Source organism: Marinobacter sp. UBA2688, assembly GCF_002352785.1.
Classification (GTDB): Bacteria; Pseudomonadota; Gammaproteobacteria; order Pseudomonadales; family Oleiphilaceae; genus Marinobacter; species Marinobacter salarius.
This window is the reverse complement of record NZ_DELU01000026.1, coordinates 350,844-372,898: the sequence shown is the minus strand read 5'-3', so window position 1 is coordinate 372,898 and position 22,055 is coordinate 350,844. Positions and strand designations below refer to the sequence as shown.

The 22,055-nt window shown below is 58.3% G+C and carries 19 protein-coding genes; 6 read left to right on the top strand and 13 right to left on the bottom strand.

Going from position 1 to position 22,055, the window contains the following annotated elements; translation table 11 throughout:
- The first annotated feature begins 17 nt into the window (after positions 1 to 17).
- The gene (locus B3M52_RS17135; protein WP_286749941.1) at positions 18 to 485 is read left to right on the top strand and encodes an acyl-CoA thioesterase; all 468 of its coding nucleotides are present in this window, start codon (positions 18 to 20) and stop codon (positions 483 to 485) included.
- Here the strand turns inward: B3M52_RS17135 and B3M52_RS17130 are convergent, their stop codons facing one another.
- Complete coding sequence (locus B3M52_RS17130; protein WP_286749940.1) at positions 486 to 1,169, bottom strand: type 1 glutamine amidotransferase domain-containing protein; 684 nt, start codon at positions 1,167 to 1,169, stop codon at positions 486 to 488.
- Between the two features lie 148 nt (positions 1,170 to 1,317).
- Positions 1,318 to 1,464, bottom strand: a complete 147-nt coding sequence (locus tag B3M52_RS17125) for a hypothetical protein (protein ID WP_286749939.1) — start codon at positions 1,462 to 1,464, stop codon at positions 1,318 to 1,320.
- A gap of 219 nt (positions 1,465 to 1,683) precedes the next feature.
- Between B3M52_RS17125 and B3M52_RS17120 the strand changes: the two genes are divergently transcribed.
- On the top strand, positions 1,684 to 2,112 hold the full coding sequence (locus B3M52_RS17120) for a hotdog fold thioesterase (RefSeq protein ID WP_286749938.1): 429 nt from the start codon (positions 1,684 to 1,686) through the stop codon (positions 2,110 to 2,112).
- Here the strand turns inward: B3M52_RS17120 and B3M52_RS17115 are convergent.
- The 9 genes from B3M52_RS17115 to B3M52_RS17075 all read right to left on the bottom strand — a co-directional run bounded on the left by B3M52_RS17115 (position 2,077) and on the right by B3M52_RS17075 (position 15,554).
- A complete protein-coding gene (locus B3M52_RS17115; RefSeq protein ID WP_286749936.1) occupies positions 2,077 to 3,414 on the bottom strand; it encodes an HD-GYP domain-containing protein in 1,338 nt (445 codons plus the stop codon). The genes B3M52_RS17120 and B3M52_RS17115 overlap by 36 nt on opposite strands.
- A 177-nt stretch (positions 3,415 to 3,591) precedes the next feature.
- Positions 3,592 to 4,968 (bottom strand): exopolysaccharide Pel transporter PelG, encoded by a 1,377-nt coding sequence (gene pelG / locus B3M52_RS17110; RefSeq protein WP_286749934.1) that lies wholly within the window; start codon positions 4,966 to 4,968, stop codon positions 3,592 to 3,594.
- Positions 4,968 to 6,488, bottom strand: a complete 1,521-nt coding sequence (pelF, locus tag B3M52_RS17105) for a GT4 family glycosyltransferase PelF (protein WP_286749932.1) — start codon at positions 6,486 to 6,488, stop codon at positions 4,968 to 4,970. Before pelF ends, pelG begins: the two co-directional genes overlap by 1 nt.
- Entirely contained in the window at positions 6,485 to 7,471 is a 987-nt protein-coding gene (locus B3M52_RS17100) for a tetratricopeptide repeat protein (protein WP_286749930.1), read from the bottom strand. Before B3M52_RS17100 ends, pelF begins: the two co-directional genes overlap by 4 nt.
- Positions 7,461 to 8,825 carry a PelD GGDEF domain-containing protein gene (locus B3M52_RS17095; RefSeq protein WP_286749928.1) on the bottom strand — a complete coding sequence of 455 codons (1,365 nt, stop codon included), beginning with the start codon at positions 8,823 to 8,825 and terminating at the stop codon, positions 7,461 to 7,463. Before B3M52_RS17095 ends, B3M52_RS17100 begins: the two co-directional genes overlap by 11 nt.
- A 25-nt stretch (positions 8,826 to 8,850) precedes the next feature.
- On the bottom strand, positions 8,851 to 9,375 hold the full coding sequence (locus tag B3M52_RS17090) for a hypothetical protein (RefSeq protein ID WP_286749927.1): 525 nt from the start codon (positions 9,373 to 9,375) through the stop codon (positions 8,851 to 8,853).
- 11 nt (positions 9,376 to 9,386) lie between these two features.
- Positions 9,387 to 11,294: a tetratricopeptide repeat protein gene (locus B3M52_RS17085; RefSeq protein WP_414673602.1), complete on the bottom strand. Its 1,908-nt coding sequence runs from the start codon at positions 11,292 to 11,294 to the stop codon at positions 9,387 to 9,389.
- On the bottom strand, positions 11,291 to 12,853 hold the full coding sequence (locus B3M52_RS17080) for a tetratricopeptide repeat protein (protein WP_286749925.1): 1,563 nt from the start codon (positions 12,851 to 12,853) through the stop codon (positions 11,291 to 11,293). The genes B3M52_RS17085 and B3M52_RS17080 overlap by 4 nt, the downstream gene beginning before the upstream one ends.
- Before the next feature lie 4 nt (positions 12,854 to 12,857).
- Positions 12,858 to 15,554: an endo alpha-1,4 polygalactosaminidase gene (locus B3M52_RS17075; RefSeq protein WP_286749924.1), complete on the bottom strand. Its 2,697-nt coding sequence runs from the start codon at positions 15,552 to 15,554 to the stop codon at positions 12,858 to 12,860.
- Between the two features lie 216 nt (positions 15,555 to 15,770).
- Between B3M52_RS17075 and B3M52_RS17070 the strand changes: the two genes are divergently transcribed.
- A complete protein-coding gene (locus B3M52_RS17070) occupies positions 15,771 to 16,451 on the top strand; it encodes a hypothetical protein (protein ID WP_286749923.1) in 681 nt (226 codons plus the stop codon).
- Positions 16,452 to 16,459: 8 nt separating this feature from the next.
- On the opposite strand, the gene B3M52_RS17065 is transcribed toward B3M52_RS17070, so the two are convergent.
- Positions 16,460 to 17,191, bottom strand: coding sequence for a sulfite exporter TauE/SafE family protein (locus tag B3M52_RS17065; protein ID WP_286749922.1), 732 nt, complete (start codon positions 17,189 to 17,191; stop codon positions 16,460 to 16,462).
- A gap of 140 nt (positions 17,192 to 17,331) precedes the next feature.
- Between B3M52_RS17065 and B3M52_RS17060 the strand changes: the two genes are divergently transcribed.
- Complete coding sequence (locus B3M52_RS17060) at positions 17,332 to 17,790, top strand: YchJ family protein (protein ID WP_286749921.1); 459 nt, start codon at positions 17,332 to 17,334, stop codon at positions 17,788 to 17,790.
- Positions 17,787 to 18,686, top strand: coding sequence for an EamA family transporter RarD (rarD, locus tag B3M52_RS17055; protein ID WP_286749919.1), 900 nt, complete (start codon positions 17,787 to 17,789; stop codon positions 18,684 to 18,686). The genes B3M52_RS17060 and rarD overlap by 4 nt, the downstream gene beginning before the upstream one ends.
- Positions 18,687 to 18,693: 7 nt before the next feature.
- Here the strand turns inward: rarD and B3M52_RS17050 are convergent, their stop codons facing one another.
- Entirely contained in the window at positions 18,694 to 20,055 is a 1,362-nt protein-coding gene (locus B3M52_RS17050) for a CHAD domain-containing protein (RefSeq protein WP_286749917.1), read from the bottom strand.
- A 265-nt stretch (positions 20,056 to 20,320) separates the two neighbouring features.
- Between B3M52_RS17050 and B3M52_RS17045 the strand changes: the two genes are divergently transcribed.
- Positions 20,321 to 21,997, top strand: coding sequence for a methyl-accepting chemotaxis protein (locus B3M52_RS17045; RefSeq protein ID WP_286749915.1), 1,677 nt, complete (start codon positions 20,321 to 20,323; stop codon positions 21,995 to 21,997).
- The last annotated feature ends 58 nt before the right edge of the window (positions 21,998 to 22,055 follow it).

Genomic DNA, 22,055 nt, shown 5'->3' with positions numbered 1-22,055 from the left:
TTTGGGGCTGAGTGACCATGACTGAATCGACCGACCTGCCATTCCGGTTTCGGTTTCGCGTCCGCTACGGTGAATGCGATGCCCAGAGTGTGGTGTTCAATGCACGCTACGCGGATTACGTGGACATTTCCGTTAATGAATATATCCGCGTTCTGTTCGGGGATTACCAGAATCTGCTGGATCAGGATCTGGACATTCAGGTAGTGAGTCTCACCGTGAACTATCGGGCACCGGCGCGCTTTGATGATGTGTTGGAAGCCAGGATACGAGCTGGCCGTATCGGTAACACCTCATTCACGGTGCATCTTGAATTTTATCGGTACGGTGATGGATTGCTGGTGGCAGAGGCTGATATCACTTACGTGTTGATCCAGCCGTCGACAATGACGAAGACGCCACTGCCGGACGCCATCCGGAAAACGCTGGAGGAAGGCGCTCCCGGCGTGCTGATCAGTCACGCCGGGGAGCAAGTTCAGGATCGCTGATCAGCCCTGCTGCAAGGCCTGCATCACCGCCTTGGCGGTGCCTTCCGAGGAGGGCGGGTTCTGCCCGGTAATCAGCTTACCGTCCACCACGATGTGCGGTGTGAAGTCATCCCCGCAGGTGTAGGTGGCGGATTTTTCCTTCAGCATGTCTTCCAGCAGGAATGGCACAACGTTGGTCAGGCCAACGGTGTCTTCCTCACTGTTGCTGAAACCGGTCACGTTGCGACCGCCGACGAGGTTCTGCCCTGGCTTGATCTCGACGTCTCTGAAGACCGCCGGGGCATGGCATACGGCGCCAATGACCTTGTCCTGTTCGTAGGCTGCCTTGATCAGAGCGACGGACTTGTCATCGTTCACCAGATCCCACAATGGGCCATGGCCTCCGGGGTAAAACAGGGCGTCATAGTCGTTCATATCCACATCCGCCAGTTTCTTCGTGCTGGCGAGCGCTTCCTTGGCATGGGCGTCCTGCTGGAAACGACGGGTGGTTTCCGTCAGTGCATCCTCAGTTTCACTGTTGGGGTCGACGGGTGGCTGCCCGCCCTTGGGAGAGGCAACGGTGATGTCTGCGCCAGCATCCTTGAAAACGTAATAGGGGGCGGTGAACTCTTCCAGCCAAAAGCCGGTCTTGTGCCCGGTATCTCCCATCTGATCGTGCGAGGTGAGAACCATCAGTACTTTCATGTAACCTGTCCTTTTTGATCAAGGGATGTATTCTGACAACTGCCTTATAATCTTCTTTGTTGCGGTGATCCGGCTGGAATTCAACCGTGTGGGCGAGCGATCGCACCAGAACACTCATGGCGGGGTGATGTTGAAAAAACTGTTTGAATCAACGTTGCGACTGTTCCGTGCGCTTTGTCTCTGGGCTGCGGTTGGTATGGAGTTGTACGTTGCGATCAGTCTGCTGTTTCAGATCCAGCCACGCCTGAAAAATGCTGCTGGCGTTGCCGGCCAGTTGAGTTGCTGCTCGGCTCATCACACCTTCTCCTGTTTGCTTCGACTCACTGAAAGACTAGCAGCAATAATCTCTAATGCAAACGATTATCAATAACAATTCAGGGTATGGTTAGTCTTGCCTGGTGGGATGCGTTTATAGGATACCCACCCTATGGTCGTTCGCTACCTATCTGTATACACTAAAGAGCTTTGGCGCCCCTCAGCTTACAGGGCCCACAACACTAGGAGGTAGCAGTCGATGGCAATCTGGACCCGCAGTATCCCCACCCTCGAACAAATGGCCGAAGCGAGTAAAAACACCGCTGTCGAGACCATGGGTATTGAGTACGTGGAAATTGGCGATGACTACGTGATTGGCCGGATTCCGGTCGACGAGCGTACGGTGCAGCCGTTTGGCATTCTCCACGGCGGATCGTCAGTGGTGCTGGCGGAGACGTTGGGCAGCATGGCCGCCAACTATTGCCTGCGCAAGGAGAACCAGATTGCGGTGGGTCTGGACATCAACGCCAACCACATTCGGTCGGTTACCAGTGGCTGGGTGTACGGTACGGCCCGCCCGGTTCATATCGGCGGTACAACGCAGGTCTGGGAAATAAAGCTGGAAAACGAGGAAGGTAAGCTGACCTGTATCTCAAGACTCACCATGGCCGTCATCGACCGGGGCTGATATCTCCGGGGCCTTGCGACTGAGGATGCCCTGTTCGATGAAGTTTTTCATCACGATACCGTAGCTTTCGTCCGGCACCTCTCGGGCAATCTTGTAAGGTTGCCCGGTGCTGTCCGATGCTTCTTTCAGCAGGTTTACTTCGCGGAAAGTCGCCAACGGGTGTTTGTTCGAGTCCCTCACCAGTAGCGCTCGCGGTTTGAGTTTGCTGGTGGGATGGGTGGCCACCACGATGCCTACCTCACCGTTGGTCATTTCCACGATGGAACCGGGCGGGTAAACGCCAACCATGCGGATAAACTCCACTGCCAGCCCCGCATCGAACTGGGCGCCCTTGTTGCGGTGAATAATCTGCAAAGCTTCCATGGACGCCCGCCCCTTGTCGTAAACCCGGGAACTGGTGATGGCGTCGTAGGTGTCGACCAGCCCCACGATTTTCGCGAACAGCGGAATCTGCTGCCCGGACAGGCCTCTTGGATAGCCCTTGCCATCCATTCGTTCGTGGTGGGAATAAGCGACATCAACGGCCGCGTGTGCCAGTCGGGGGAGTGCCGCCAGCACATCGCGACCAAATGTGGTGTGGTTTTTCATCACCGCGAACTCTTCGGGCGTGAGGGCCCCGGGCTTGTTCAGGATCTCGTCGTCGATGCGCATCTTACCTACGTCGTGGAGCAGGCCGCAAAGCGCCACAGTGCGGATCTCTCCCTCCAGCAGTCCCAGATGTTTGGCAAACGCTGCCGACAGGATCGATACGTTGATGCAGTGTTCGGCCGTGTATTCGTCCTTGTTCTTGATCTTGGTGAGCAGCAACAGGGCGTTGTCGTTGCGCAGCACGCTGTCGACGCAGTTATCCACCACCTGGTGGATCTGGTTCATTTCCAGGGTGCGCCCGAGCCGTAGGCTGGACATGATGTTTTTAGCCGTGGCTTTGGCATCGGCATAATTCATCCGCGCCGTTGCCATTTCCCGGCGGGCGTCTACTTTATTGACGTAAGTGACTTTTCGCTTGGGGATGGCCGAAGGCGCTTGAGAGCCGTCGCCCCGGCCTGTTCCAACGGAGGTTTTCCGCTTGCTCACCGGCAGATGTCTCTCGGCGGTTGGAGCGACTTGTACACGCCCTTCCACGATGACCGTTTCGCACTGTTGCTGAACGGCGAGCACATCTTCCTCGGTCTGAAGAATGAAGCCCTGAAGCAGGAAATCGGTGTCTTCCCAGGGCCGGTCGAGACGAATGACATGCATCCCTATCGCCAACTGGGATACGGGGATTTCCGTCTCTACGATGTCTTCGCGGCCCATTGGCATAGTTAAGTAGTCTCGAAACCAGGATTGGCACGATCGTCAGAGTAAACTCTGTTCAGGCTTTGTGCGCTTCTCCTAAAGTATGAGTGAACGCTGCGCTCGCGTATCACTTGAATCCTAAAATAATGTCAAATGCTGTAACTAAGTGAAATCATGCCGGTAATTTCAGCCTAGCATGTACTACCGCCCCTGCAACATGAAGGTTTCGTACTCCAGCTTGTCGAACTTCCGTGACAGCAGCCACAGGCCGGTCAGCACTGCCAGCAGGGCGGCAGCGGCAAAGCCATAGCCGTAGAACGACGCCCCCAATTCGATAGTGATAAACGTAAACACAATATTGCCGAAGAAAAACAGCGCACAGAGGGTGACGTTGATGCCCCGCGCGTCGAGGTAGAACAGCACGTTCTGGATCGCCAGCAGCAGCAGTTGGATGCCAACGGCGACCAGGTCAATGTGGAATAATGGCAGATACAGGGGGGAAATTCCGATAGCCGCCAGGATTTCCTCGCTCCAGAGGAAAATCACAATGACGGTTAGGCCTTGCACCTTGAAGATCTCGTAGATGCCATTGCGGGCCACAATGACCATCTGGTCCCGGAAGCGATTGATCCGTTCCAGGGTATCGCCTTCCCGTACGGCGTTGTAGAAACGTTCATAGGCCTCTGCAAAGTCGGTTTCCATGCGGACCAGGAATACCGCCATACCGGGAATAATCGAGAGGTAAGCCAGAAAAATAGGCAGATCGTAGATCACCGAGGCGCGCAGGCTGGCAATAATGGGCTGGGACGTGTCCGGGTGGAACCAGAAGATAAATTTGTCGGCCCACACCGCCGCATTGAACAGCAGACCGGTAAGAATCAGTGCCGGAAAAATCTGCCGCCGCCGGGTAAAATCAAAGCGGATGAAGTGGTTGCCTGGATATTGCCGGATAATGGTGTAGAAGAAGCTGAAGAACAGCAGGCTGTGGCCCAGAAGAAGGCCCGCCAGCAATCCCTCAAGGCCAAATTGTGACAGCACCATGGAGCTGACCACGGCGGTGGCGTAACCCAGCGCAAACACCACCACAATGCGACGATAGGACTTCATACTGGACAGGAAGATTGTCACCGGCCACAGGTTACACAGCACGACAAAGTTGGCCAGCATCAGCAGGCGGTACAGTACCGAAGTGTCACTGAAGAACAGCACCATGGCCATCAACCCCAGCCCCAATGACAGTACCGTAGTGACCCAGATCAGCCCCATCAAATTGGGCAGGATCAGGTCATTGCGCTTGGCGTACAGCCGGTCTGCCACCCAGCGGGTGAAGACGTGTTGGAACAGGCCCGACAGGGTCAGGGAGACGGCCATCAGGTAGGTCACCGATACCAGGAACTGAACCACCTCGGTATCAGATACCGCCAGTGTGAAACTGATCACCCCGATCATCATGACGCCGAGCACCGACAGCACCCAGGGGCCGGAGCTGATGATGCCGGCCAGGCCGTAGGCCTCGAACAGGTTCAGGAAGCTGTCGCGCTTGAGGATGCGGCGTATCTCGAAACCGATGCCTGCCATTAGCCGTTCAGCCCCTTGTTGTAAATGGAGCGGTAGGCCCCGAACATGCTTTCCAGGGTATAGAACTTCTGTACCCGCTCCAGTCCCGCTTTCTGAGCCTGTTGCCATTGTTCGGGATTTGACAGCAGTCGCACCGCTTCCCGCGCGGTCGCTTCAGGGTCTGCGATGGGCACCACAGCACCGCTGGCGCCCAGTGCCCGGTCTTCGTCGCTGGCGCCTTCCAGCAGTTCGCGGCAAGCACCCACATCGGTGGCCAGGCAGGGGAGGCCCGCAGCGTGGGCCTCCAGGATCACCAGCGGCAAGGCTTCGGAAATGGACGTCAGTACCATCAGCCCAAGCTGAGGAAGAATGTCGTTGACGTTCTGGAACCCCAGAAATTTCACTCGTTGGTTGAGGCCAAGGCTATCGACCAGTTCCTTGCACTCGCGTACGTAGGTTTCGTCCTCATCTTCCGGGCCGACAATCCAGCCCTCCACGTCGGGAATGGTTTCGCTGACCGAGCGCATGGCACGGATAAAGGTTTTTATATCCTTGATGGGAACGACCCGTCCGACCAGTCCCAGGACTTTCGGGATGTGGTCGGGGCGGGCCTTCCTGGCGGCGTCGAAGCGGGTGGGCTCAATGCCATTGGGAATGATACAGGTACGTTCAGGCGGTGCACCGTCCTGGAACTGCCGTTGCTGATTGCCCTGGTACAGCGACACGATCGGGTCTGCCTGCTGGTAGGCCAGGCGTCCAAGGGCCTCAAAAAAACGGATCCAGAGTCTGCGAATGTACCCCAATTGCTCGTTCAGCGTACCGCTGACCTGGTCTGTGGGGTCGTGAATCCACTGGGCCTGGGAGAGGTCAATCTTGCGTTCCTTGGTGTAGATGCCATGTTCACTGAGCGCGAAGGGAATGCCCCGCTGCTCGCTGGCGATGGCGCCGAGCAAGCCCGCGTAACCGGTGGAAATGGAATGCAGCATGCGCACAGCAGGCATCTTTCGCGCCACTTCGGCGAGCTGGAACAATGGCGCGTGCATGATACGGATCGACCAGAAATAGTCGACAAAGGACGGCTCCGTACAGTATTTACGGTAGTTCTCGTCAATCATCTCCCAGCTTTCTTCACTGTAGAGGAAGTCGTCACGGCTGATACCCTGCTTCTGGCCCAGGTCGGCAAACACCTTGTGGAGGATGTCTGGCGGCACTGATGTTTCGGACTTGAACTGCTCGTGCAGGCACTTCTGGGCCTCGAAGGCGGCCTTGTTACCCCGACGTGGCCGGGGTTTGCCAGCGGCTTCGGTGTCCATCAGGTAGTGGCATTCCAGGTGAGTGACATTGTCTGGCAGGACATACTGTTGCTCGCCGTAATGTGCGCGGTCGCCGCCCAGAAAGATCAGGGCGAAGGTGTATTCCGGCAGGCCGGTAATGACTTGGTGCACCCAGGAGGACACCCCGCCCCGGATGAACGGATAGGTGCCTTCCAGCAAAAGGGCGATGTCAGCTTGGGGCGTTACGCTGGTTTTGGGTAATGTCATAGCCATGACTCGATAACCGGTCGGTTGGCGGGATGGAAACGCTCCGGAGGGCAGGTTGAAAGATGTTGGCGCACCTGAGCAAAGTCCCGGCGCAGGTACGCGACTTCCCCCAGGTAGGGCATGATCAATTCCGGTGACGAGCCGCCGGCAAGCGCCGAACGGAAGGCCTCTTCCGCGTTGTCGATGTTGCCCAGGGCGAGTTCCACACGGCCGAGTAGGCGCCAGTCGTTGTGTTGGGAGCGGCGGGCCACCAGTCGTCGTAGCAGTTTACCGGCACTGTCCAGGTAGTATTGTCGCAGGCCGCCCTGGGCCAGGCCCAGATAAGCCATCTCCCACCAAACCTGTGCCAGCCTCCGCTGGAGGGAAACGCTGGTCAGGTCGTCGGCGTTCTGCAGTGACTGCTGGAGAGTGCCGGCCCGCTGGGCCAGGGTTTTCTCTTTTTGCTCTAGCATGGAATAGGCCAGCAATCGCACATCGTCAGACGGGTCTTTCAGAGCTTCGCGCAGGATTTCAATGGCGTCCCGGTCGTTCATCTGGCGGGTGGCCATCAGTGCTTTCAGGCGTTTGTCGGTGCTAATGGCTTCGCGCAGTACCTGGCGAAGGCCGCCCTGGCTGTAAACCACCTGTAGATCCATATCGATCGGCTGGAACGGCAGTTCGGGTATGTCCACTTCCTGCCAGGGTATGTCGCGACTGGACCGTGGCAGATACAGTGCCAGCAACATGCCCAGAACCAGGCCCACGCTGCCGATGAAAGGGATGGCAAACTGCAGAGTGAACAGGAAGACACCTGTGGTAATGGGCTGCCCGCGATAGCGCGACGGCATCAACGGCAGCAGGATCAGGGTGAGCAGCGCACAGGCCATGGCATGGGCGATCAGGTAAGCGGCCAGCTCAAGGTTGCCGGCGGTGGGTGATAGCAGCCCGGTGACGCCGCCGGTTTCCAGCGCCAGGGCGAGCAGTGCAAACCAGCTATTGGCCATGGCTGTTCTTTCCCTGGTTGTTCTCTCCCTGGTTGTCGAACAGGAAGGCCTGCACCCACTCATCGGCCTGGGCTCGATTACGGACTTGCAGGGTTTGCGGTGTCACCAGATCACCGGCCTGCAACCCCAGCTGCTCCCTCAGCCCGTCGTCCAGTCGTTGTAAATAGCCTGCCAGGCCCAGTTCATCGGTGAGTGGCATCAGAACAACGATGTAGCGCTGATTGCCGGCCCGATGCTCGGCAATCACATCGAGGCCCCGGCGGACTTTTTGAATATGGTCGGCAATCAACTGGCCATTGCGGTTGTTGGTCAGTGGCAAGCCCACCATCGCTGCGGGTAGGTTGAAAAATTCCGCGTCGCGGCCCGCACGGGCCAGATGGCGCCGAAAGTAACGCCATTCCGGTGAGCCACCGGCCTGTACTTCCGACTGTTCGTGGACGATGTCTGCCATGTGCCCGGCCAGGATCGCCAGCAGTCGCAACGAGCGAGCCTCGAAGCTGAAAAAGGGCATGGCCTCGATAACACACAGGCCGATAAAGCGATCTTCGGAGTCAATCAGCGGGATGGCTGCCAGCAGGTCGGTGTCGAGGTCGCCCATACGCTGGCGGAATTCAGTCTGCACCGACACCAGTTTCCGTTCCGCCATTGCGTGCAGCAAGAGGGGATCTTTCAGGTCCACCTTGCGGAAGCGACCGACCGTTGCCAGTGGTTCCGGCTCGGGTACGCCATTATTGATGGCATAGATGCCGGCTATCTGCAGTTGTCCGTAACGCACCAGTAGCTGGAGCATCAATGAGGCCGCCTCCTGATTCAGCCCTGTCTGACCGGCTTCGCCAATCTGTGCATACAGGCGTCGAAGCGCCTCTCTCAAGCTACTGGAACTGCCGGCCAGTTGTTGTTCCAGTCGGTCATGGGACACCTTGAGCAGATAGTAGTTGCGAGTGAACTCTTCCAGACGGGAGCCACGGTACTCGTTGCTCGCTTCCAGTTTTTGCTGCTGGCGGCCCCAGTAGTCCCGAAACTCACCCGCCAACAGGCTGATGCCGAGTACCCCGGTGGTCCACACGTAGGGAAAATCACGGGCGCCGCCGGTGATCTCAAACCGCAAGTGAAAACCCAGGGCGGCGATGATGATCAGGGCTGAAATCAGCGCCATGAAAAAGCCGTACCTCAGGCCTACCAGTAGCGGTCCCAGCACTGGCCAGGGAAAGTTTCCTGTCAGATAGAACGGATCATCCGGCCGGTGCCAAACGCTAAAGGCCAGGAAAAACGCGGTAATCAGCAGGGTTTCCAGCCACTTCAGTGCGATGGGTACCCGTACCTTCTCGCCCGTTATCTGCTCTGCTTCGTCCATAGTGAACCCTGTTGCTCAGGCGGTATTATTGGCTTTCGATCAGTGGCATGGCGTTGGTCAGCTCGTCCAGAACCTTATGGGCCGCCACGCTCAGGCTTTCACGACCCCATCCCGTGCGGGCCGAGGTGCCGGACCAGACGACGCGATTGTCGTCTGCGTTGCGTATTTCCAGGGTAATGCCCACGGCTGGCTCGCCATCCAACCCACTTTTGTAACGCCATTCTTCCACGGTGCCCGTAAACAGGTAGTCAGCGCCGTCGTTGCGGGCCGTGGTAAGGGCGGTCTGCTGTCGTTCACTGCTTTCGTACAGCAGGGGGTTGCGGTCGTCCGGCAGGTAAAGGGTCACGTTTTCGCTGCCCTTGGCTCGCAGGATCGCGGATAGCACACTGGCGGACTGGTCTCCGGCCTGGGGTGTCTGTGACAGGTTAATCAGCGGCAGCACCGCAAACTGTCCATCCTCCGGAATCGGCGAGCCCTCCTGGCTCTGGATAACCGAACAGCCAGCCAGCAATAACAGGGTGAGCCAGAGGCTATGGCGTAGTGTTTTCATAACGGTCTCCTTCAGCGACCAGGGTAAATCGTGTATGTAAGATTGAATTCGGTTCGGCCGTTGCCGTCCAGCCCTTCCGACGACCAGCGTCCGGACAGGGCCAGTTCATCATCCCCCAGCACCCGCCAACCAAGGCCCACTTCCACACCGACTTCCGCCGTTGACGTGGATAATACATAACCGGCGTCCAAACCGAGAAATGCGCGGGGTGAGGGTGTCGAGCGATGCAGTGCGTGGGGTGAGCCATGGAACCAACGCGTGCCCACACCGATGCGTTCGTACTCCTCGGTCAGCAGGCTGTCGGTGTTCAGTGGCTGATCCAGTGCCGCAAGGGTGGATGAGGGCAGGGTTTCGGCCAATGATAGCTGCTGGTTGCGATAACCGGCGCTGATAATCCAGGCCGGGTCATTGCGAAAAATGGTGTAGGTGGCATTCAGGTCCAGCCCGTAGCCATCCGCCAGTTGATCGTTCTCCAGGCTGTTGACCGTCAGTTGCTCAAGTTGGGCATTCAGGTTAAGCCGGGAGAAAGGGGTGTAGCTGGCGCTGGCGTAGGCGCGGTCGCGGCGGGTCAGCCACCAGGCTTCGGCGCTGTCCGGTGTGCGTTCCTGGAAATGGTAGCCGGCGCCGAAGGCGGTGCGGTCAGACCATTGCTGGTCGAAGGCAGCGCTGATGGCCAGGTCATCCTGCTGGTAGCGTGGCAACTGGCTGACCGATAGCGACCAGGCGCTATTGCCTGAGCGCCTGTCCACCTCGAAAGAAGTCTCGCTGCTGCGCCCGGGGGTGCTTATCAGGCGCCCGGAATCGCTCGCCTTGAGAGTGCTGGCAGACAATTTCCAGCGAAACTCGTCTTCGCTGAACTGCCCGGTTATCCCGCTGCGCTGAACGGTAAAGTTACCCAGGTTCTGCCAGCGGCTGCCCACTTGAATGGCACGGTTGAACGTCTGGTGCAGATTGACCGTGTCCTGCATCGTCACTCTCTGTTGTTCCGCCGTCATCGGACTGTTGAGTCGATCAAGCTGCCGAACATAGCGGCCTGTCTGTTGTTCGCGGTTTTCCGGCGCAGACCGTAGGGTTTGTCCGATGCGTTGGCGCACCGCTGCGTTTCGGCCGTCCGGTGCCGGTAGCAGGGCCTCCGCGACCAGCGTGTCACCCTGGTTGGACGCGAAGTACGCCAGGGTTTCGCGTAATCCCCTCTGGTCAGGGTCGTCGCCTTCGCCGCTGCGGGGAAAGGTCGCCAAGGTTTGCCAGGCCAGTTTGAGTAACCCTTCCCCACTGTACACCGCAAAGCGGCTGGAGCGGGTGGATGGGTCTTCCTGTAATCTTTTCGCGGCCTTTTGGCGAAGATCGGTTGCGGTGCCGGGTGCACCGGTCTGATCCATCAGTCTTGCCGTGGCCAGAAGCCACTCAATGTCATCACTGCGGGTATCCATACCCTGACGAAACCAGTTCAGAGCCCGTCTTGGCTGGCCCAGGGCACTGTAACCGTAGCCCAGGACCGGATAGGCGGCGGGAGAAGGTGTATCACCGATTCGGGCCAGCAGGGCCGGAAGGGTGTCGGCGAACCGTTCCGCATTGGCAAGCTGCAGCCAGGCCCAACTGATCATCAGGTTCTCGTCGTCGGGTGCCAGCTCCCACGCGGCGCGGTAGGCATCGTTTGCTGCCAGGACCTCGTTGTTGCGTTGGTGAATCAATGCCCGAAGTGACCAGTAGCGCGGGTTGTTGCGGGCAGTGGGGATTTCCGTTTGCCAGCGTTCGAGGGTTTGCTCCAGTTCCTGCCATTGCCCGAGAGCCAACTGGTATTCAGCGATAGCGGCCAAGAACCGGGGTTCCCCGGTTTCGAGGAAAAGACGTTCGCTCAACGACAGGGCCCTTGGGTAGTCCTCGAAAAGGGCTGCCAGGTTGAGCAGGCGCTCCTTCAAATTCGGCGTAAGCTCGCTGTCGCTTCTGGCCAGGAGACTTTCATAATCCCGCTCCAGGATGTCGGTTCTACCCAGGCTGTAGCCAGGTCCATTCGCATGATCTGAACAGTCTCGGCCAGTTGCCGGTCTTGAGGCTCGAAATCCAACAGTGCCAGGGCGCGTTCAGGTTGCCGTGTGCGCCAGTAAAGAGAGGCCAGTTGTATGCGGTCGGCGTCGGATAACCGTGGCTCGTTTTCCAGCAGTTCAATGGCTGCGGGGAAGTCACGCAGGTTAATGAGTAGTGTCAGCAGTCGTTCCCTTAGCGTGTCGGACCGGGGAAACCGTGATCGGCCTTCCGTTAGCCATTCCCTTGCATCATCGAAGCGTCCGGCACCCACCAATACCTCGGCCAGGGTGATATAGCCGTCCGGCTGCAAGCGTTTTTGCCTGGCCCTCTCGACTAACAGCACTCGCAGTGTGTCCCACTGGAAAAGCCCGCGCGCCAGATCCACTGATCGTTGGAAGGCTTGCGCGGAACCGGTTTGTTGATAGAGGGATACCCAGACAGGCAGTGCTTCCTGCGGCAGGCCGTTCCACTCCAGCACTTGAGCAATGGTTTGCCGATCTTCGCGAGTGAGCCTGTCCGGCGTCTTCTGCAGCCTCCGGATAGTATTGAGCGCCGCTTTTGGGTCTCCGGAAGCGAGTTGGAAAGCGAGTAATTCTCTCTGGTACGCGGTGTTGACGGGATGGCGGTCGGCCCGTTGCCGAATCCAGGTGGCTTCATCCGAAGCTGAACCAGCCAGCCTTGCCAGTTGGATACCTTCGGTCAGTGCTGGTTCCGACATCCGGGTATCCGGGAGTTTTTGCTTGAAGAGTGCCAGCGCCGCTTTCGGATTGCCACCGGCAAGCTCCAGGCGAATGATGTTGTCGATGAACTCATCGCGGGCCTCGGGGCGGACGGTATCAATATAAGGGCGCAAGGTGGCTGCAGCCATGCCAGGCCGGGACTGTGCTTCCTCCAGCCGAGCGATTTCACGGGCCAGTTGAAGCCGCTGGCCGGGGCTGGTCATCCGGTCCTCGACGCCTTGCAGCAATGTCAGGTAACGGGGCTGGCTCAGCCAGCTGGAGGCTGGCCTTAAGAGCTCCAGAATGCGTTCCGGTTCATAGGATTGGCGGACCAGCGCCTGGGCGTCGGCAAAGAGTTGGTCTTTCCGGGCCTCCCTCCGGGGGCCTTCTGGGATTGCAAACAGGCGTTGAGCCTGCAGTTCCAGGTAAAACTCAAAGGCCTCCTCCGGCACCGTCTGTTGTGCCATCAAGGGGGCCAGTACCTGGTCTGCGCGTTCCAGTTGGCCGGTTGTGCTCAGGGCCCGGGCCAGGCTGAGGCGTAAGGGAACGTTGTCTGAATCCGAACGCAGTAGCACTTCCAGATAGGCGATGGAAAGGGCGTCTGGCGTTTCAAGGTACTCCGGGTTCTCGAACACTGCCTGTCGCGGAAACAGCAGATACAACGCCAGCGCGATAAGCGCTCCCATAAGGACCAGCGCGGGCAAGCTGAAAAAGGACTCCCTGTTCCGACGCATAACGCTATTGGCACTCCAGCATCAGGGATTCTGTTTGCCGGCTGCTGAGAACAATCCGCACCTGTTCACCCGACCGTGACATCCGTGCCGAACCGCCGCTGGTTGTACATCGGCGGGTTCCGGCAAGGGTGAATTCCACGTTCCGATGGCTTTGCAAACCCAGCGTTATCCGCCATTTCCCGGCTACCTGCTCGCGCTGCCATTGGGTAAGTACCCCATTGGCGTGGGCCAGCCAGGGGCCTTTCGGGGCGGAGTCGGTCAGGAGCAGGCGGGGCGAATCACCGGTCAGATGCACGTAGCGGTGGCCGGCAGCATCGTGGAAACCGGCGACGCCAGTGCTTCTCTCCAGGTCGGGAAACCGGTCCTGCTCAATGGTGACGGTGTGGGGTTGGCCAATACCGCGCCAGTGCCAGCCACCGTTATCGTCCCTGAGCAACGCCGAGTAATAGAGGGTTTGCACGCGCTTGGCGTAGTCGCTGAGATAGAGCGGTGTGACGGGTTGATCTAGGGCGTATTTGTAGACCTCATGTAAGGCTCCGAGGGCCTCGGGTTTGGTGCCCGAATAGAAGTGGTAGTAAATGCCCATGGGTTTCAGCCGGCCTTTGTCCTCAAGGATTCGGAAAGTGTCCGTCACATTGCGAAACCCATAGTAAGGGCCGGTCCAGTCGTTGGTATAGACGTTTTCGTTCATCACCGGTGCGTACACCTGTAGCTCATCGCCCACTGGGCGAGCGTCAGGCCAGGTTTCTGCCAGCTCGGAAGCGTAGGGCAATGGCTTGGTGTTGCCGCCATTGACGTTGACCAGGCCGGCTTCCCGAACCCGTTTCAGGGCATTGGCGCCGGGCCGGGCGTCGCCTGTCCAGAGGAACACCGATACGGGCTTGTTCGCCGGGGCCAAGCGTTGATTAATGTATCCCACCGAGCCTTCGATTTCGCGTTCAAGGGAAGCCTGGTAATCCGGGATGTTCATGAAATAGCCATACAGCGTGTTTTCAAGCCTCGGGGCGGGGCCACCTTCTATCGACTGCCAGAAGAACGGATGACTGTAGGTATGAGATGCAACTTCCACCGAATTTAATCTGAATATGGCCCTGGCGATGCGTTCCGCCTCTTTACTGGCGCCCGGGTATAGGCCCTCGGGTGAAACTTCCGCTTCGATGACCGAAACGGTGTGGGGTACCTCGTACCGCGACAGAATCTCATCCTGGATGACCTGAGCGCTCAGCGGGCTGCCGGGAAACTCCCCCCGCGAGACGAAGCCATCGCCGTCAATGTGGGCCGTGAGTATGCGGCGGCCGTTCTCAGTGGTGGTATCAATCACCGGCATGGCAGGTGCACCGAAGGCCTGCTGGATAAACTCGAAGGGATTGAACAGCCAGTAGGCTTCGTTGTCGGGCCCGGTTTCGAACAGGAAGGGCGCTGAGGCCACGCCGCCCCGATCATGGGTGTAGATGGCCGAAAATTGCTGGCCCTGCGCGTCGGTGATGGTCAGCCAGGGCGTGTGTTCTTCTACTTTCGGCAGGGCCTGTGTGGTCAGGGAAGGAAGCCGCCTACCTTCGTAGTTGGCCACCGATGGGTGTGCGGGCTCATGACTCAGAGGCGCAGCGGGCACAGTGGTGCTGCTGGCGGCCATCACGCCGCTGCACGCCGGGTTGCCGGGGATCAGCCCCATCAGCACCACGGGTACGCCCTTGTCCTGCTGCCGGGCAAGCCATGAACAAAGGCCGTTGTGGCGATCCCCTGTTTCCCACCACACCAGGATGCCCGCGTACCGGTCTTCGGTGGGCTCCGTTGGCAGAGGTTCCAGCGCGGAGTGATACTGTGGGATGAATCCGGAACGCTCCAGCACAATGCCACCAAAACGATGGGCGGCGCTTCGGTCCATGTTGAATTCTGGCAAGTCATGAATCACCAGGACGTGGCGTTTCACCTGTGCGGGTTGGGACGGGCTGAGGCGATCCAGGGCCGGGTTGGCCACCCAGGGCACAAAACCGTCGCGACGTAGCTGGCCTGCAAGTTCCCCGGCCCGGGAGGCGTCCGCTACGTAATCGATGGCAATCATGGGCATGTCCGGCCGCGCCTCACGCCAGCGCTGTAGCTGTTTGTCCAGCCACTGCCGGTCTGTTTCAGAAACTTTGTAGTAAAGTTTTTCCTTGGCGTTGTAGCCATTGCGCCAGGACTCCAGGGCGAGCCCGTCGACCTGACCGATAACGCTGTCTGGCAGGTGGAAGCCGCGGTTGAGGATAATCTTGCCGTTCGGGTGCCGGGCGCGGATGTCCGAAATCAGTTGTGTCTGAGCTTCTGCGAAGGCTTGCGTCTGCGCTTCGCCACTGGCAGCAAGCGTAAAGCTGTCCAGAGTATCGAGAAACACCCCCTGGAAGCCGCGCTTGAAGGCCGGGTCAATGAGGTTGTCCAGCAGAAAGGTGCGAACGTCGGGGTTGCGCAGGTCCAGCACAGCGCTTGACCAGGCCGGGTTCTTGCCGACCAGCCAGCTTTTCTGCAGGCTTCCGAACAGTCGATGGCTGCGGGCCATCTCTCCGACACTGACGTAGGCAATGGGAGCGGTGCCGGCCCCGGCCAGCAGGTCGACACGTGCGTCGCTGGCCTGGTCCTGTTGCAACACCACCCAGTCGTAAGCCATCAGGCTGCCTATCGGAGCTTCATGGCCATAGTAGAACGCGATGTTAGGCGGTTGGCCCACGGCATTGGTCGTAAAACTGAAGGGCAACAGTAGGGCGACTGCAAGAAGCTGAAGCAGAGGGTGTCGTCTTATCATGTGGGACCGGAATCAGGTAAAGCAGCGACTGAATGATGCGCGCAATGTCATCGCGAATGAGTAATACGTTGCTAATCTAGTATAGATGACAATGTGCAAGCACTCGATTATAAGAGCATTTTGTAATGAGGGAATAGTGTTATGACCTCGGTGAAGAACGGCATCCCCCTGTGGTGGCTGGCCATGGCCGCCACGTTGACGCCGCTGATCACCATTCACGCGACTTTCGCGGTGTCGGTACTGGAAGGGCACATTTCCTGGTGTATTCCATACTGGGACAGCTGCACGAGCATCAGCCGCACTGGCCGATACGGTACCAGCTATTTCATTTTCAAGGGCACCATGTTGCCGGCGGCGATGCTCGGCATTCTGTTCTGGGCTCTCAACGGTCGTTGGCTACTGCAACTGGGTGCCACCAGTCGCGGTCGGCCCTGGGTCCCCTGGCTGGGCTTTGTCGCATGTATGTCTCTTGCCGCCTACACGCTGGCCCTGGGTCACGAAGGGGATGGTTTCAACCTGATTCGCCGGATTGGTGTCGTGCTGTATTTTTCGCTGACGTTCATCGCGCAGTTGCTGATCAGCTCGGCACTGAAGGGGCATCCGCGATGGCATGCCAATGGCAGGCGACTGTTGTGGCTATGTGAGCTGATACTGGCGGTGGGTATTCTATCGGTTATCCTCACGGCCGTTGTGCCAGAGGTGTACAGCCAGGTAGACGACGCCTTCGAATGGGTTTTGGCGTTTTTGATCAATCTTCATGCGATATGGGTCGCGGTATTGTGGAAACAGAGTCGTTTCCGGGCGAGACTGTGGGCTGAGTAATTCAGAGGTCAGAGCGACATCAGCCCACGAACCAGTGCCGCCACACCAGCAACGGCTGCGATGCCGAGAATGACCGGCCTCAGTCCGTCAAAAGGCATGCGGTTGACCAGCTTGCCGGAAAGCCAGAAGCCGATGAGAACCCCCGGAAAGGTGACAGCAAACAACTGTAGCTCTCGCTGCCCCAGGTAGCCGGAAACCACCAGGGCGGCAATACTGAAAAAACTCGCCACCAGAAAGAAGGCCGACATATTGGCCCGCACCAGTGGTCCCTTCTGATTCTGGTAGATCAGTGCAATCGGTGGGCCGCCAACGGCGGTAATGGTTCCCATGTAGGTCGAGGCAGCGCCGGCCAGGATACTGTTGCGAGCGTTCAGGGCAGGTCGCAAACCACCTGCGCTCAATAATACGCCAATCAGGATCAGAACGCCGAACGCCAGCTCAAATCCCGTGGGTGAAATCAGCATCAGCGTAATTCCGGCCAGGATCATGCCGCCAACGCCCCCGCCAATGGCAAAGCGCACTTCGCGGACCTGCAAGGCGCCCCGGTTCCGCAGCAGCATGAAAATCGTCAGCACCACGGCGTTCAGAACCAGCGGCGCCGGTATCAGCATGGGGCTGATCAGGAACAGCAATGGTGCCGCCAGCGTACCGATGCCGTAACCTGCCACGCCCTGCAAACAGGCGCCGGCCAGCAAAGCCAGGTTGGCAAGTAGTATCTGCAGCAGGGAAAGGTCAGTCACAATCGGGCTACTCGATCAGGTCAATTGATGATTGTTGATAGCACAGCCGCAGGGCAACTAAAACTGTTAAAATGAATCATTTACGTGTCCTGGGTCTGCCGGGTCCGTGAACAGCACTAACCGGCGATAAGGACGACCCGATGGCGCCAGAGATTACCCCGGACGACTGCCCCTGTGGCAGCCGCCAACCGTACAGCACTTGTTGCGAGCCATGCCATCAGGGCAAACCGGCATCCTCACCGGAAGCCCTTATGCGATCTCGCTACTGCGCGTTTGTACTGAATCTGACGGACTATCTGAAAGCCACATGGCACACCAGCACCCGGCCCCAAGACCTTGATCTTACCGAGTCGCCGAAGTGGGTGTCGCTGCAGGTACTGTCGTCAGATGAAGGTGAACACGAGGGCAGGGTGCACTTTCGCGCTCTTTACCGGGCAGACGGTGGCTGGGGGTATCTGGAAGAGAACTCCCGCTTCGTTCGCGACGGTGGGCGTTGGTACTACGTGTCAGGCGATACCCGCGAAGGGACCCTCAAGCCTGGCCGGAACGAATCCTGCCCCTGCGGAAGTGGCAGAAAATATAAGGCCTGTTGCCTGTGAAACACGCTACGCCTGAAGCGGCAAAAGGCGTGGGTTTCGGCCTGTCCGCCTATACCTTGTGGGGCTGTTTCCCTATTTATTTCGCCCTTTTCGAGGGTGTGCCATCCTACGAAGTGCTGGTTCACCGGATCGTCTGGTCCTGTGTTTTTCTCGCCATTGTGGTGAGCTTCCTGGGGCGCTGGAAACCCATCACTGCTGCGTTGGCTCGCCCCAGGAAGCTTGGCTTCGTATTCGGGTGTGCGGTGTTCATTGCGCTGAACTGGGGGGTCTATATCTATGCCGTGGAAACCCGGCATGTGCTCCAGGCGAGCCTGGGGTATTTCCTCACGCCGCTGGTGAATGTCGGGCTGGGCATGCTGGTGTTGCGGGAAAGCATTTCCCGACTACAAATTGTGGCGGTTGCATTGGCGACCATCGCCATCCTTTACCAGCTTTTTCTATTGGGCGTGGTTCCCTGGATCACCCTGGTGCTTGCGTTCAGTTTCGGTACCTACGGCCTGCTCCGAAAGCAGGTGGAGCTGGATGGCCTTTCGGGCCTGTTTGTGGAGACGCTGCTTCTGTTGCCCGTTGGTCTGCTGGCTCTCGGGTTGCTGAGTTCCGTCGGGGAATCCCACTTCAATGACAATATCTCGACCACGCTGCTTCTGATGTCCAGCGGTATCGTCACCGCCATCCCCCTGTTGTTCTTTGCGGGTGCTGCCCGCCGGCTACGCTTGGCGACCGTGGGCTTTCTGATGTACATCAACCCCACGCTGCAGTTCTTCATCGCGCTGTTTGTGTTTGATGAACCCATGAGTGGGGAGAAGCTGGCGAGCTTCGTGATGATCTGGGTGGCGCTGGGGCTTTATTCCTGGTCGGCCTGGATGGGGCGTGGGATGAATCCCGTCCCCAAATAGCGGGGTGTCAGCCAATGCCACCAAGGGTCAGTATGTCATCCCGCCAGCGGTTTTTCTCCTCGGCAAGGTTTGCGATCAGCGTGTTCAGGCCCGCCACTGGTGCCAGCATGTCAGGCTCCGTGGCAGTGCTATCGCGAAAGTCCGATAGCATGTCTATCTGCACGTGCAGGTCCTGGAAGTCACCGAACCGTTGTTGTCGATGTTTTAACTGCCTGAGCATGTCGCGGAACGCCGGTTTGTCCAATTCGGCCAGGTAGCGTATGCGTTTCAGTCGTTTGCGCAGGTCGTGAAAGTGATCGTCCGGGGACTGTTCGTTCAGTTGCCGCGCCACGTCATTGTGCTTGTGTATGTGCTTTTCCAGGGCTTTGCGGATGTCTTCGGTGGCCAGTTTCCGGGTTACCTTTGTCAAGTGGCGGGAGATGAGTCGCTGGTACCACCCATCCATGTCTTTGCGGTATTGCCTACTGTTCAGGCGTTTGGTCAGTTCCTGGTGTTCAACGTCTGCCAGGTTGGCAAAATGGCTGCGGGCGCCGGAGCTCACCAGGGCCAACTGGGTATCTTCCTCCAGCGGCCATTGCGCCAGGTCACCCAGTAATACGTGAAGGTCTCTGAGCCGGCTGGTGGCTTGGCCATGCCACTTCAATACCTCGACGGCCTTGCGTAAATCGCCGTCACCACGGATGTCGACAACCGCTTCAGCGATGGCCCGGCTACGGCGGATGGCAATGCGGTACTGATGCAGAAACTCGTCGTCGTATCCCTGCAAGACGCCGGGTTCCAGATCCCTGATGCGTTGATACTGGTGTAACAGCGATTCTGGGATATGCCCTGGCAGGGGCAGGTGCTCATCGATATGGATTTTCGTGCGTTTGCGATGAAACTGCTCATAGCTGACGTCGTTTGGCGTCAGTAACTTTTCAAGCCGGCCCTTGTTTTTGCCGATCTCGTGCCAGTGTTCTATTGGCAGCGCAATGTGCATGCAACTGCAAGTGGGGAAAGCGTCAGGTGCGTGTTTTAACAGCAGACATGCCAGATCCTCCAGCGCCGGGTTGTGGCCAATCAGGGTAATGCCGTCTTCGCTCCGGTCGCGCAACCAGTCCAGCACGACCTCATGGTTAAACGTGTAGAGAACAGGCGCCAGATTAACGGTGTGCTGGAGGTTGCTCGGGATCAGACCTTCCAGGGTCTGTCGGGCGCGGGCGGCATTGCTGCAGTATACCGTTCCGTCGAGCGCCCCCTCCGCACCGATTGCCCTGCCCATTGGCTCCAGTTGTTTCAGCCCGCGGTTGTTGAGAGGGCGCTCGTGATCACGAAGACCATCGTCGGCCCAGCTGGATTTCGCATGGCGAATCAGATAGAGATGTTTCATCCGTGCCCTTGACGCCGGTTTTATTGGGCCAGATTTGATGAATCGGACGTTTGTGCCTAGACCTTTAGTCTAACGCGGGTTCAAGTCCATCGCCTACCAGCCGTTAATACTCTCAACAATAAATGCAAATGCATGAGTGAGTTGTGGCAGTGTCGCAGCTTTATACCCCGAATCCGAACACACGGTATTACAAACTGGAACACACTCTGGTGCCCGGTTGTGGATAATTGCCCTGAATAGTTGATCTCATACGGAGAAGTCCTTAATGACATTGCTGAGCCGGTTACGCATTCGTTCCCGTCTTCTGCTGGGCGTTCTGGTCCCGGTGGTAATAACGGCGGCAACCCTTGCCTGGATTACGGTCGCCCAGATCAAAAGCGGTGGTGAGGCCGAGCTTGAACGTTTGGAAGCAAGTTTGCTCAGTGCCCGCAAGGAAGAATTGAAGAATCTGGTGGATACCGCCCGTTCCGTGGTGCTGGACGCAAAGAACGATCCGGACCTTTCGGATGCCGAGGCCCGCGAAGCGGCAAGGGATCGTCTGCGCTCTATCCAATTTGGGGGCGGCAACTATATTTTTGCGTATGCCAAAGATCTGGAAAACCTGGCCTACGCGCCGGATCCTTCCCGGGAAGGACCTACGACCAACCCAGATGTTCAGAAGCTGATACGATCACTGTTTGAAGCGGCACGTAAGGATGGCTTTTTTGGTTATGACTGGCCCAACCCCGCCTCTGGCGAGGTTGAGCCCAAGGTGTCATTTACCACGATTGTTCCCGATTGGGGCTGGATGATCGGGACCGGTGTGTATGTCACCGATATCGCGGAAGTAGTTTCTGCCGCACGCGCGGATATTGAAGCTGAGATCGCTGAAACTCTCGGTTTTATTGTTCTGGTAACCGTGATTGTGGTCGTCATCGCATTGCTCATCGGTGTGTTTGTAGGTCGTACGGTGACGAAACCGTTGAACACCGTTACTGCCATGATGAAGGACATCGCCGAGGGTGAGGGCGATCTCCGTCACCGCCTGCCGGACGAAGGTAGCGACGAACTTGCAGAGCTCGGGCGGCGTTTCAATGCCTTCGTAGTGAAAATCCAGGACACCATCCGCGATGTCGGCGCGACTACCGACCAGGTTGCTTCCGCAGCGGAAGAACTCAGCCGCGTTGCCAATGAAACCCGGGCCTCGGTGCAGGAGCAGGGTTCCGAAACGGATCAAATTGCTTCAGCCATTAACGAAATGGCGGCCACGATCCAGCAGATTTCCGGCAATGCCAACTCGGTGGAAAGCGCGGCCTCCGACGCAGACAGGCTTGCACGGGATGGCGGCGAGACCATTGCTAACGCCCAGGCTTCTGTAAACCAGCTGTCGGAGGAGATTGAATCCAGTTCTACCCGCATCAGTAACCTGGCTGAAAAAACCGACGAGATTACCCAGGTACTGGATGTCATCCACGCCGTCACTGACCAGACCAACCTGTTGGCCCTCAATGCGGCGATTGAAGCGGCCCGGGCCGGCGAGCATGGCCGCGGTTTTTCGGTGGTTGCCGATGAAGTGCGCCAACTGGCCAAACGCAGTGCGGAATCCGCTGATCAGATTCGCGGTATGATTGACGGCTTCGTGACTGAGTCCCGCGCTGCGGTGGAGCGGATGGATGCGTCCCGCCAACGTTCCAGCGAAACGGTAGAGCGCATCAACCACGCCACCGACGCCCTGCGCACCATTGAGAAGTCTGTGGGCCATATTCATGATCAGGTGACCCAGATTGCCACAGCGGCGGAACAGCAGAGCCAGGTGGCCGAGGAAATCAACCAGAACGTGGTGCGTATCGTGGACGCGGCGCAGCGTAGCGATACAGGCGTAAACCAGACCAATGAGGCGAGCCACGAGCTGGCGCGGCTGGGCGAGAGTCTGCGTGAGCTGGTAGGTCAGTTCAAGGTATAGAACCGTTGCTTCTGGCCGGTCGATGATTGGCGTTAGCCGGCCAGCAAGCTATGATGTG

What these genes read in the sequence shown, in the direction of transcription:
- B3M52_RS17125 (WP_286749939.1), bottom strand. Translation starts at nt 1,464, where the DNA reads ATGAGCCGAGCAGCAACTCAACTGGCCGGCAACGCCAGCAGCATTTTT.
- B3M52_RS17090 (WP_286749927.1), bottom strand. Translation starts at nt 9,375, where the DNA reads ATGAAAACACTACGCCATAGCCTCTGGCTCACCCTGTTATTGCTGGCT.
- pelF (WP_286749932.1), bottom strand. Translation starts at nt 6,488, where the DNA reads ATGACATTACCCAAAACCAGCGTAACGCCCCAAGCTGACATCGCCCTT.
- B3M52_RS17095 (WP_286749928.1), bottom strand. Translation starts at nt 8,825, where the DNA reads ATGGACGAAGCAGAGCAGATAACGGGCGAGAAGGTACGGGTACCCATC.
- pelG (WP_286749934.1), bottom strand. Translation starts at nt 4,968, where the DNA reads ATGGCAGGCATCGGTTTCGAGATACGCCGCATCCTCAAGCGCGACAGC.
- B3M52_RS17120 (WP_286749938.1), top strand. Translation starts at nt 1,684, where the DNA reads ATGGCAATCTGGACCCGCAGTATCCCCACCCTCGAACAAATGGCCGAA.
- B3M52_RS17070 (WP_286749923.1), top strand. Translation starts at nt 15,771, where the DNA reads ATGACCTCGGTGAAGAACGGCATCCCCCTGTGGTGGCTGGCCATGGCC.
- B3M52_RS17115 (WP_286749936.1), bottom strand. Translation starts at nt 3,414, where the DNA reads ATGCCAATGGGCCGCGAAGACATCGTAGAGACGGAAATCCCCGTATCC.
- B3M52_RS17100 (WP_286749930.1), bottom strand. Translation starts at nt 7,471, where the DNA reads ATGGCCAATAGCTGGTTTGCACTGCTCGCCCTGGCGCTGGAAACCGGC.
- B3M52_RS17080 (WP_286749925.1), bottom strand. Translation starts at nt 12,853, where the DNA reads ATGCGTCGGAACAGGGAGTCCTTTTTCAGCTTGCCCGCGCTGGTCCTT.
- B3M52_RS17045 (WP_286749915.1), top strand. Translation starts at nt 20,321, where the DNA reads ATGACATTGCTGAGCCGGTTACGCATTCGTTCCCGTCTTCTGCTGGGC.
- B3M52_RS17135 (WP_286749941.1), top strand. Translation starts at nt 18, where the DNA reads ATGACTGAATCGACCGACCTGCCATTCCGGTTTCGGTTTCGCGTCCGC.
- B3M52_RS17050 (WP_286749917.1), bottom strand. Translation starts at nt 20,055, where the DNA reads ATGAAACATCTCTATCTGATTCGCCATGCGAAATCCAGCTGGGCCGAC.
- B3M52_RS17060 (WP_286749921.1), top strand. Translation starts at nt 17,332, where the DNA reads ATGGCGCCAGAGATTACCCCGGACGACTGCCCCTGTGGCAGCCGCCAA.
- B3M52_RS17130 (WP_286749940.1), bottom strand. Translation starts at nt 1,169, where the DNA reads ATGAAAGTACTGATGGTTCTCACCTCGCACGATCAGATGGGAGATACC.